Here is a 10219-nt window from a genome sequence, read left to right on the forward strand (position 1 = left end):
CCCTATTACGACCGCTATATCCAGCGGAACTTGCCCGATCCCGTCATAGGAGACTGGGCACCCGAATTTGACGGTCCTCAAAAAGGTCTCGACCCCAACGCCTGGCAAATTTGCCTTGACAAACACGACATGCAATGTTCTCGTGCGGCTTATTACGGTATGATCAACTTTATAGACGACCAGATCGGCCGCCTCATTCAATACAGCGGTCTCAACAACTGCCTGACCATCTTCACATCCGACCACGGCGAAATGCTGGGTGACCACAATCTCTTTCGCAAAACCTGGCCATACGAAGCGTCTGCCCGAATTCCATTCCTCATACGCGCCCCCAAAAAATGGGGATATCCCGAAGAAATCACTTGTAAAAGTCCCGTCGGCATTCAGGACATCATGCCCACTATCCTCAATGCGGCCAACATCGACATCCCCGATACCTGCACGGGCAAAAGCCTTCTGCCCGTCATGCAAGGCGACACTGATCGCGTGCGGGAATTTCTACACGGAGAACACGCTGGCTGTTATGACTACAACCACGGCAACCACTATATCACAGACGGACACCACAAATACATCTGGTATTCTCAAACGGGTGAAGAACACCTTTTCAACCTGGATGAAGACCCCAATGAAATACGCGATATCACGCGCAATCCCAACTCTGAAATACAACCCTGGCGAAATCGTCTCATCGAATTCCTCAAAAACCGTCCAGAAGGTTTTACCGATGGCACGCGCTTAATCCCCGGCCAGCCCCACGAAGAACTCCTGCCGGGCTACACGCCCGAAGCGACCTACCCGTATTTGTGAGGAATCACCAACCTTTCATCCCAACCGCCCGACACAACGGGCGGTTTTTTTGTGTCTTTTAAGGCAACTTCTGTGCATCTTAACGGTTAAAATAAAAGTACTCTGTTCCCCCACCCGAGGAGACCCCAAATGATATTGCGAATGCTATTAATTCTCATATTCGTCACACCAACAGATGTAGTATGGGCAAATATCGATTCTTTGCTCGTTGCCGCTTCAGATACAACGCGTGCGTTTGATGAACGCGAGTCGCTGTTAAAAGAGGCTACAAAAAGCGACCCAGCGGGACGCGCGGCCCACGCGCTGGGTGAATTATATATGTTGCAGGGCAAAAGTCATGTACACAGTGCAGAGCGATGGTTGAAAAGGGCGATGCAAAAACAGCCGAATAATGGGAATATTTTGACCTCACTGGCCGAGTATTACTGGCGCATTGGGCGGCGAACAACCGCAATCGTATATGCCAAGCGGGGTATTGAACGCGATCCCGACAATGTGGGACCATTGTATTGGGCGGCGCGCTTTGAAATGTGGAATATGACGCGGTATCTCGATGGCGAACGCAGAATTGTGAATTATGGTTCGGATTTCAATAGATACAGGAGAACGGTCAGAACATTGAGTTTGGAAAATTACGGCATTGAGGCGCGCGATGCGGCCATTGGATATTTGACGCGTGCAATTGCCAAACATCCCGACCACTGGCCCTCGCATCACTTATTGGGGCTGGTCTATTACGAAGGCCGAATGGCGCGTGAATTGATTCCCCTATTTGAAAATTATGTGCAGCGGCATCCCGACAATGCCCATGCACATTTTTTTGTCGGATTGGGGTATCAAGCTGAGGACCGGTTGCAGGATGCGTATGCGGCTTATACCAGGGGACTTGCACGCATGTCAGAAGAAGAACAACGCTTTATGATGGGCGTGTTCATGCTCGCCGATCCCGACTCAACTGCGCCAGACCGCGCGGCGATTCGCAAATTCTGGACGGGTCGCGATCCATTATTTTTGACCGAATACAACGAGCGATTACTCGAACATTGTCGGCGCGTGGCCTATGCCAATTTGCGATTTGGCGACCCCCTCAAAGGCATTCCCGGATGGACAACGGATAAAGGCCAGGTTTATATCCGCTATGGTCATCCAGTATCTCTGGTCGCGAGACCTGCGGAGTTTCACACAGGTGTGGATTTGCCCGGGTATATGCAGGATTATCTGGCATGGCGGGCGCGGTGGCAGATGATGTCGCACAATTACGAACATCGGAAGGAATTGTGGCGATACGAGGGCTTTACCATCATTTTCGAAAATACGGACACGCGCGATCACTGGAATTTCCGCCTGGGCTGGTTGGATTCTGAAATGAATCCCCTGGGCTTTAAGATGTTTGTCGAGCGCAATCCCGACCATTTTCGAGATCCTTACTGGCGCGAGCGGTACGACGCGCCACATCAGATAGCGCAGTTTCGCGGAGAAAACGACAAAGCGCGTGTTGAAGTGTATTATGCCCTCGACGCCGATGAGGTCGAAACAAAAGACCTCCGCCCCGGAATAAAAAGCGTCAATCTGCGCCAGGGCCTGTTCCTTTTTGACGCTCAATGGGACACATTGCGTAGGGATATAAATCGGGTGCAGCGCATGCCCATCGTGAAGTACGACGCACTTGGCTTGGGTTATTTGCTGGCAGGTGATCGGCTCAATTTGAAAGCCGGGCGTTATTATCTATCGGCAGAAGTTGAGGATCGCGAAAAAAAATCTGTGGGCACATTTCGCGATACGCTCGATGTGAGACAATTTTCAAAAGAGCAACTGGATATCAGCGATTTGTTGATCGCGCGGCGTATCGTTGAACGTGAAGACCGCCCTTTTGGTCGCAATCGCTTTCTCATATTGTCAAATCCCTTGCGGCAATATGAGCACAACGGTCAAGCCGTGGTGTATTTTGAAATTTACAACTTACAGCGCGACAATTTCGGCGCGACCCATTACAAGCTCACCTTTCAAGTGCGAGAACTGAGCGATGCTGGCGATGTAGAACAGGCGGATTGGGTAACAGCCGTGTCTTACGAACAACGCGGCAATCGCGGCTGGGAGCCATTGTTTCTATCACTGGCACTGGAAAAAACCATGCCAGGCCCCAAAGCACTGCGCGTAATAGTCGAAGATTTGCAAACTCTGGAAACAGCGCGTTCTACAACGCGGTTTCGCGTGATGTGGTAGCCTCACTGCAAAAAGCCAAAACAAGGAGACGCAATATGGGCAAAATTGCTGGTATTTTGTTCGCGTTAGTCGTTTCTGTTGGCGCGGCGGAAAAGTCGCAGATGTTGCGTGCCTGGGCAGAGGATCATTGGGCTGTGGTGACGGTGGGTGAAGTGACCGGAACTGTTGTGGTTATCAGCCCAGCCGTAGGGCGAGAAATTGATTTTGATGAGGGCAATCAATTGGGCGTTTTTCAGGGCTTGACAGAATATACAAAGCGCCACAACATGCCCACGCTGACACAGATAGTACCGGGATTTCAGTCTGCTGTATTTCTCAAATTGGCAGATGATCAATACGGCATCTGCGTTACCTTTCGCGACGAGGCCGGCACGCGCTGTCGGTTGCTACACATCCGAGATACAGAGGAATTGAATCGCATTCGAGATTATATCCATCGGATGGCCGTTGTGCATGATGCGCCAAATTATCCATTGGTGACAGATGAAAAAGTGACTTATGAAGTAATATCACCTGTCTATCGCGCCTATGAGCGATTGCAAGTGAAAATGGCACTGACAGATGGCGAGCAAATAAAGGGAGAACTCTTGCCAATGATGGAAGACGGGCAAATGCTCATCAACACGCCTCTGGGATTTCGACGGATCAAAATGGATGTAATTGACCAGATTCGCATTGCACCGCGCGGAGGCAAACGGATTGTGACCAGGACAATCAGGAATGGCCTGAAGTACGGCATTTTGGGCGGGATTACGGGATTACTTGCGGGTTGGTCTTTCGAAGGCTTATCCGCCAAAAATGAAATGCTTCTCGGTACTCTATTGGGCGGAACGGTTGGGGCTTCTATCGGATTTTTAGATGGGCTGATGTCGATTGAACGTGCCCGAACATTTCGATTTGAACATGGTGATGCCCATAAAAAATCGAAGATACGACTTTTGCCGCAGCAATTAAAGCCACCCAAATCAATCTTTTTTAGACTTTCTTTTTCCATTTGATTGTAACCCAATCTTCACTCCCGCTTAATACGATAGAAACAATGATACCTTATTTTTTAGTGTCATTATTCTGCGTCCTATTCAGCAAGGAGTTGGGTATGATAAATGCCTCATCCAAACAATCAGATACCAGCCTAGAACACTATCTCAAAGAACTCTCCCATTCTCACCCTATCTCTGCTGCAGAAGAATTTGAACTCGCCGTCAAAATGAAGCGAGGTGACCTCAAAGCGCGCAATCGCCTGATCAAAGCCAACTTGCGTTTTGTAGTCAACGTAGCCCTGAAATACCGCAATCAAGGTGTGGCACTGGCCGATCTGATCAGTGCCGGCAATATAGGCCTCATTACAGCCACCGAACGCTTTGACGAAACACGCGGTTTCAAATTTATCTCTTATGCCGTCTGGTGGATTCGCCAATCTATTCTACAAACGCTCGCCGAACAGGGGCGTATGATCCGTTTGCCTATCAACCGGTTGGATCTACTGCGTCGAATTAAAAACTTTAGCGACGAGTATCAATCCAATAAAGGCCACAGGCCCACAGAGACAGAAATCGCCAATGAATTTCAAATTACAGAAGACCAGGTCATCGATATGCTGTCTCACAGTCCGATCGTATTTTCTTTGGACAAACCAATTCATGACGAAGATACAACCCTCATCGACTTGATGCACGACGAAGATCAGGCCCCACCAGATGCTGCAATATTTCACAATGCCCTGCGAGATGAAGTCAACGATCTGCTCCATACCCTGGATAATCGTGAAGCCGACGTTATCCGTCTCTATTTTGGTCTCGATGGCTCCAGTTGGACACTTCAGGCCATAGCTAACAAATATAGCCTCACGCGTGAGCGAGTACGCCAAATTAAAGAAAAAGCCCTGCGTAAATTGCGTCACCCCTCTCGGGGGCGCAAACTCATTGCGTATGCAGAAGCCGGCTAACGCATTATATCCTATAAAAAATGAAAAAGCCTTTGAAGCGCATATCTTCAGAGGCTTTTTTTAATATCTAACGCCAAAACTTGATTTGTCTGAGGTTGTTATGTACATTGCTGTACATTTCCTTTTTACCGAGACCCTATAGGAGGCAAGCGATGGACGTTTTGGAAGCCATTCACACGCGGCGCACAATTTTTAAGTTCAAACCGGGTGGTGTGCCCAAAGATGTGATTGAAAAAACTTTTGAGGCCGGTCTATGGGCACCAAATCACCATTTGACAGAACCGTGGCGATTTGTAGTCCTGGGAGAAGAAACCAAAGAAATACTGGCGCAACGCTACAGCGAAATTCAGGAGGAAAAAGCGGCTGAAGGTGCGAGTGATGAAGCCAGGCGAATATTAAAAGAAGCCGGTTATGCCAAGTTCATGTCAAAGCCCACAATTATTGCGGTGGCCTGTCTTCAAGATGGCGATGACATCAAGAACAGAGAAGACTATGCGGCTGCGTGTTGCGCCATGCAAAATGTACAGTTGGCTGCCTGGGCAGAAGGGGTTGGCATGCAGTGGAGTACGGGGCCGATTACGCTGGAAGAAAACACCTACAAATTGCTGGATGTAGATACCGAGAACGAATACATCATCGGATTTTTCTATACTGGATATCCCGATGAAATACCAGAACCGAGGCGCAAACCCCTCGAAGAGGTGCTGAGCTGGACGGATTGATTCCGCTAATCATGAATGGCCTTGAATTTTTTGTTCTATATCGCCTGCCCTATCTCGCATTGCCTTTCTATCTCATCATGTTAGGCGTGCGAATATGGGTATGGATGCGGTTTTACAACCCCGCGCTCAAGCTATTGCCACGAGCCAGGGGATCTGTATATGGCGTGTGGAAGCAGCAGTACCGCCCAACCATTCACATTTTTCCCGGACCGCGCTCAAAAAATACAGAATGGAAGCGCGCGATAAAAGGCTTTGTTTTTTTTACTGGTCTCTATAAGCGCGACAAAATACTGTGGCTGGGCTCCTGGTCCCTCCATTTGGGACTGTTTCTGGTAATTGTAGCTCATGTCCGCGTGATTTTGCCGCTCGACCTGGACCCAATCTGTTTGCGCATCGCATTGATCGGCAGTGGATTGATGACTGTGTCGGGCACTTATTTATTGGTCCGTCGGATAATCGTTCAGCGCGTGCGAGAAATTACGGACTTTCGGGACTATCTGGCGGAGTTCATCCTCCTGTTTTTTTCTGCCACAGCTTTTCTCGTAGTATTAGATGGCGGTGTCTCATCCGAAGCCTTGCGTCACTATGTGTCTGGCCTATCGACGGGCACAGCGGCAGTTATTGAAGTGCAAAGCATGTTTGTCTGGCACATGCTCGCTGTACAGCTCTTATTGATTGTGATCCCATTTTCCCATCTATTGCATCTGGGCGGGATTTTTTTGAGCCGCGAATTTTTGGGCACATCCGATACATTTGCGGGAGAATTTGGATCGGGATTTTCAGGATTAAAGGATGGACAGGATGAAAAACCACTAACTACTAACCACTAACCACTTGAGAATCAGAAAATTGGAAAATCCAGATCAAACAGAACGCGAACAAAAGTACATTCCATCAGGTCTGGTTGGCACGTATATGCGGCGCATTGCCGAATCGGACCCATTTGTCCGCGAGATCCAGGATGAACCGTCGGCATTGCGCCTGTACATGGATACGTGTACCAAATGTGGGGTGTGCGCGCAGGAATGCCCGGTGTATTACGGGCAACCGGATAAGCGCATGCATCCGGTGGAACGCTCTCGGCAGGTGATTCGTTTATACAAAAAGTACACGACATTTTGGGGGCGATTTTGGAACGCCATTTTTCCAAAGCCCGATTTTGAAAATAACGATGCCGAGTTATTTGCCGAGCGCATGTACGAGTGTTTGACGTGTCGGCGATGTGCGGCATTTTGTCCTGTAGGAATCGATCATTCGGTGATCTCGCGCGTTGGACGCTCGCTTGTCGATTTAATGGGTTTGACGCCGCCATCCCTTGCACAGGGCACGCACAATTCGTTTGAAACGGGCAATTTGGAAGGCGCGTCAGCCGAGGCATTTTTGGATGCGATTCAATTTATCGAAGAAGAACTCAAAGAAGAAACAGGACGGGATATTTCAATTCCTTTAGACCGAGAAGGCGCAGAAATTTTCTTTTTGCCGCCGTCGGGTGATGTGCTGGTTTATGCTGAAAATTTAATGGGAATGGCGAAAATTTTTCACGCCATCGGTGCCGATTGGACGATGAGCTCGCGGGCATTTGACGGATCGAATTTCGGATTTACGACCGGCAATAACTTTTCAATGAAATACGAGAACAAGCACTACATCGACGCGTGCGAAAATTTGGGATGTAAGATCATGGTGATGGGTGAATGCGGGCATGCGTATCGGGTGATGAAGTTCATGGCCAGCGAAGGGCGCTGGTGGGGCGCATTGCCTTTTGAGATTACCAGTGGTTTTGAATATACGGCACAACTTATTCGCACAGGCAAACTGAAATTGGACCCAGGCAAAAATCCCGATCCCGTGACCTATCACGACGCTTGCCAATTTGCTGCCGGGTGTGGGATAGTCAAGGAACCCAGAGAGATTTTGAAAGCGGCCTGTGCCGATTACCGCGAAATGCCCGATGGCGGGTACACGCAGTGGTGTTGCGGTGGCGGCGGTGGGTTATCGGCACTCCGCTCGGTACGCACATTTCGGATGGAGGTCTCGGGAAAAAAGAAAGCAGAGCAAATGCGCGAGACCGATGCGAAAATCGTATCGACCTCGTGTTTGCAGTGCCGCACACAACTCAAAGAAATCGCGCGCCATCACAAAATGCCACTAAGAATTACAGGTGTACACGAGTTGGTAAACAATGCGATTGTACTGGAATAGCCGATAGCTCATGTCTCATTTAATTTACATGGACAACGCGGCGACGACGTTTCCAAAGCCCCCTACTGTGCTGGAAGACGCGCTGGCGTTCTATCGAAAATACGGGGTAAACCCCGGGCGCAGTGGCACGGATCTGGCGCAAGAGGCCGAGGCTATGGTAGCCGAGACCCGTGCATCACTCGCGTCGTTTTTTGGCGCCACGGGCAGTCCCGATCGGCTTGTGTTTACACACAATGCCTCGGATGCGTTGAATATTGCTATTCAGGGCACATTGAAACCCGGTGATCACGTAATTACAACGCTCCTGGATCACAATTCGGTTTTGCGTCCGATTTACCATCTCTCAAAATACGAGGGAATTGAGGCGACTTATGTGGGCTTTGGAGTAGATGGCTTTATCGACCCCGAAGATATTGATAGGGCGATCAAACCCAATACGAAACTCGTAGTAATGCCCCATGCATCCAATGTACTGGGCACTGTGCAACCCGTAGCAGCGATCGGCGCCATCTGCCGTGCACGCGGTGTAATTTTCTGCGTTGATGTGGCGCAAACAGCAGGCATGTTACCCATTGATATGGAGGCGATGCAGGCCGACATTTTGTGTTTTACCGGACACAAGTCACTCATGGGACCAACGGGTACTGGTGGGATGTACGTGCGCGAAGGCGTGACAATTGCACCGTTGCGATACGGTGGGACCGGTGTACGATCGGAGTATCCCGATCACCTGGACGAGTATCCCTGGCGATTGGAATGTGGTACAGGCAATCTAATGGGTATTGCAGGCCTGTTGTTCGCGCAGAAATGGATACGACGCAAAGGCGTGGAAAATATTCACGCACGCGAGATGGCTTTGTTCAAACAACTGGTCAATGGCCTGCGCGAAGTCGATGGGACCATTTTGTATTGCGCTGAAAATTTTGATCACCACGTACCTGTAATGTCGGCCAATATCGAAGAGATGACAGCAAATAATGTGGGTACATTGCTGGATGTGAAGTTCAATGTGGCAACGCGCACCGGACTACAATGCGCGCCAAAGGTACACGAAACCCTGGGGACAAAAGCGACGAAGGGCACTGTGCGACTCTCACTCGGCCCCTTCAATACCGAGGCACAAATTGAGACTGTAATTGAGGGCTTCAGCGATATATCCAAACGACATGGGCGAAGCAGTGTATGAAGGCGAGTAAATCGAGCATGACTGCACAGACAAAAGGTCAGGTGCGGAATGGCGTATGAGATTGTGACGCTGGGAGGCAAAGAAATTGAGGTGGATGAAGATGGATTTATCCAACAACCCGAGCTTTGGGACGAAGATGTGGCGCGCGATCTAGCCAGACAAGATGGCATTGAGGAGATGAGCGAGGATCACTGGCAGGTAGTGTATTATATCCGTAATTATTGGTTGAAATTTGAAATCGCTCCATTGATCCGCCGCCTGTGCAAAGAGACAGAGAAAGATATCGACACGATTTACGACCTGTTTTCCGCTGGTCCCGCAGATGGCGCGTGTAAAATCGCGGGTTTGCCAACACCAACTGGGTGTACGTGATCGTTAAACAAAAAATAAGACAACAAATGAGGCCCAAAATGTCGTCTATAAAGATTGAATGCCCCGCCCACATTCTGGATGCGCTAAAAGAAACCCCTGATGAATTTGCACGGGAAGCACGGATACTCTTGGCAGCAAAGCTATATGAAATTGGTCGCTTATCTTCAGGGCGAGCTGCAGAACTCGCAGGCCTGGGTAGAGTAGCTTTTTTTGATATGTTGAAGTCGTACAAAGTACCTGTGGCAAATTTAACCTCTGAAGAGTTAAAAAAGGACTTCGAGAGTGCCGGAAAGATGCGTGGTTGATACATCTGCACTACAATATCTTTTTCGTATAGGCCAATTGGAGATTCTTCAGAAACTCTTTGATGAAGTTTTGGTTACCAATGCCGTCGAACAAGAATTGAATCGAGGAAAATCAGAAGGTTATTCGGTTCCAAACATAACAGAATATTCTTGGATCACTATTGAAAAACCTGATAGCCGTTCCATTCCAACTGAGTTACAACTCTTAGGCGATGGTGAGTGTGCATCAATTCTATTGGCAAGAGAAATATCGGCTGACCAAATTATCCTGGATGATCTGGATGCACGCTATGCCGCTGAAACACTAGGGCTACACGTTATAGGCACCATTGGTATCTTGATGCGAGCTAAAGAACAGAACTTAATTTTAGCGATTGCCCCCCTGCTTGATCAACTAAATGATGCTGGTATGTGGATATCTATTGAAATTAAACAGTACGCACTTGAACTATCT

At 48.9% G+C, this 10219-nt stretch carries 11 protein-coding genes; all 11 read left to right on the top strand.

The features are described 5' to 3' along the window. Positions 1-810, top strand: an 810-nt coding sequence (locus F4Y39_09285; GenBank protein ID MYC13902.1) for a sulfatase-like hydrolase/transferase, incomplete at its 5' end; no start/stop codon positions are given. Between the two features lie 129 nt (positions 811-939). Further along, on the top strand, positions 940-3033 hold the full coding sequence (locus F4Y39_09290) for a GWxTD domain-containing protein (protein MYC13903.1): 2094 nt from the start codon (positions 940-942) through the stop codon (positions 3031-3033). A gap of 35 nt (positions 3034-3068) precedes the next feature. Beyond that, positions 3069-4031, top strand: coding sequence for a hypothetical protein (locus F4Y39_09295; GenBank protein ID MYC13904.1), 963 nt, complete (start codon positions 3069-3071; stop codon positions 4029-4031). Positions 4032-4129: 98 nt separating this feature from the next. Beyond that, positions 4130-4978, top strand: a complete 849-nt coding sequence (locus F4Y39_09300) for an RNA polymerase sigma factor RpoD/SigA (protein MYC13905.1) — start codon at positions 4130-4132, stop codon at positions 4976-4978. Between the two features lie 152 nt (positions 4979-5130). Then, on the top strand, positions 5131-5700 hold the full coding sequence (locus F4Y39_09305) for a nitroreductase (GenBank protein ID MYC13906.1): 570 nt from the start codon (positions 5131-5133) through the stop codon (positions 5698-5700). A gap of 11 nt (positions 5701-5711) precedes the next feature. Next, positions 5712-6530, top strand: a complete 819-nt coding sequence (locus tag F4Y39_09310; protein ID MYC13907.1) for a respiratory nitrate reductase subunit gamma — start codon at positions 5712-5714, stop codon at positions 6528-6530. Between the two features lie 4 nt (positions 6531-6534). Further along, positions 6535-7902 (top strand): (Fe-S)-binding protein, encoded by a 1368-nt coding sequence (locus F4Y39_09315; GenBank protein MYC13908.1) that lies wholly within the window; start codon positions 6535-6537, stop codon positions 7900-7902. Positions 7903-7912: 10 nt separating this feature from the next. Beyond that, entirely contained in the window at positions 7913-9088 is a 1176-nt protein-coding gene (locus tag F4Y39_09320) for an aminotransferase class V-fold PLP-dependent enzyme (protein MYC13909.1), read from the top strand. A gap of 48 nt (positions 9089-9136) precedes the next feature. Further along, positions 9137-9460 (top strand): TusE/DsrC/DsvC family sulfur relay protein, encoded by a 324-nt coding sequence (locus tag F4Y39_09325; protein ID MYC13910.1) that lies wholly within the window; start codon positions 9137-9139, stop codon positions 9458-9460. 38 nt (positions 9461-9498) lie between these two features. Further along, entirely contained in the window at positions 9499-9765 is a 267-nt protein-coding gene (locus F4Y39_09330) for a UPF0175 family protein (protein ID MYC13911.1), read from the top strand. Beyond that, on the top strand, positions 9758-10219 hold a 462-nt coding region (locus tag F4Y39_09335), incomplete at its 3' end, for a DUF3368 domain-containing protein (GenBank protein MYC13912.1). The genes F4Y39_09330 and F4Y39_09335, both read left to right, overlap by 8 nt.

The organism is Gemmatimonadota bacterium (assembly GCA_009838845.1).
Lineage (GTDB): Bacteria > Latescibacterota > UBA2968 > UBA2968 > UBA2968 > VXRD01.

Excerpts from the sequence above, each read along its gene's own strand:
- F4Y39_09290 (MYC13903.1), top strand. The coding sequence starts at position 940 with ATGATATTGCGAATGCTATTAATTCTCATATTCGTCACACCAACAGAT.
- F4Y39_09295 (MYC13904.1), top strand. The coding sequence starts at position 3,069 with ATGGGCAAAATTGCTGGTATTTTGTTCGCGTTAGTCGTTTCTGTTGGC.
- F4Y39_09300 (MYC13905.1), top strand. The coding sequence starts at position 4,130 with ATGATAAATGCCTCATCCAAACAATCAGATACCAGCCTAGAACACTAT.
- F4Y39_09305 (MYC13906.1), top strand. The coding sequence starts at position 5,131 with ATGGACGTTTTGGAAGCCATTCACACGCGGCGCACAATTTTTAAGTTC.
- F4Y39_09310 (MYC13907.1), top strand. The coding sequence starts at position 5,712 with ATGAATGGCCTTGAATTTTTTGTTCTATATCGCCTGCCCTATCTCGCA.
- F4Y39_09320 (MYC13909.1), top strand. The coding sequence starts at position 7,913 with ATGTCTCATTTAATTTACATGGACAACGCGGCGACGACGTTTCCAAAG.
- F4Y39_09325 (MYC13910.1), top strand. The coding sequence starts at position 9,137 with ATGGCGTATGAGATTGTGACGCTGGGAGGCAAAGAAATTGAGGTGGAT.
- F4Y39_09330 (MYC13911.1), top strand. The coding sequence starts at position 9,499 with ATGTCGTCTATAAAGATTGAATGCCCCGCCCACATTCTGGATGCGCTA.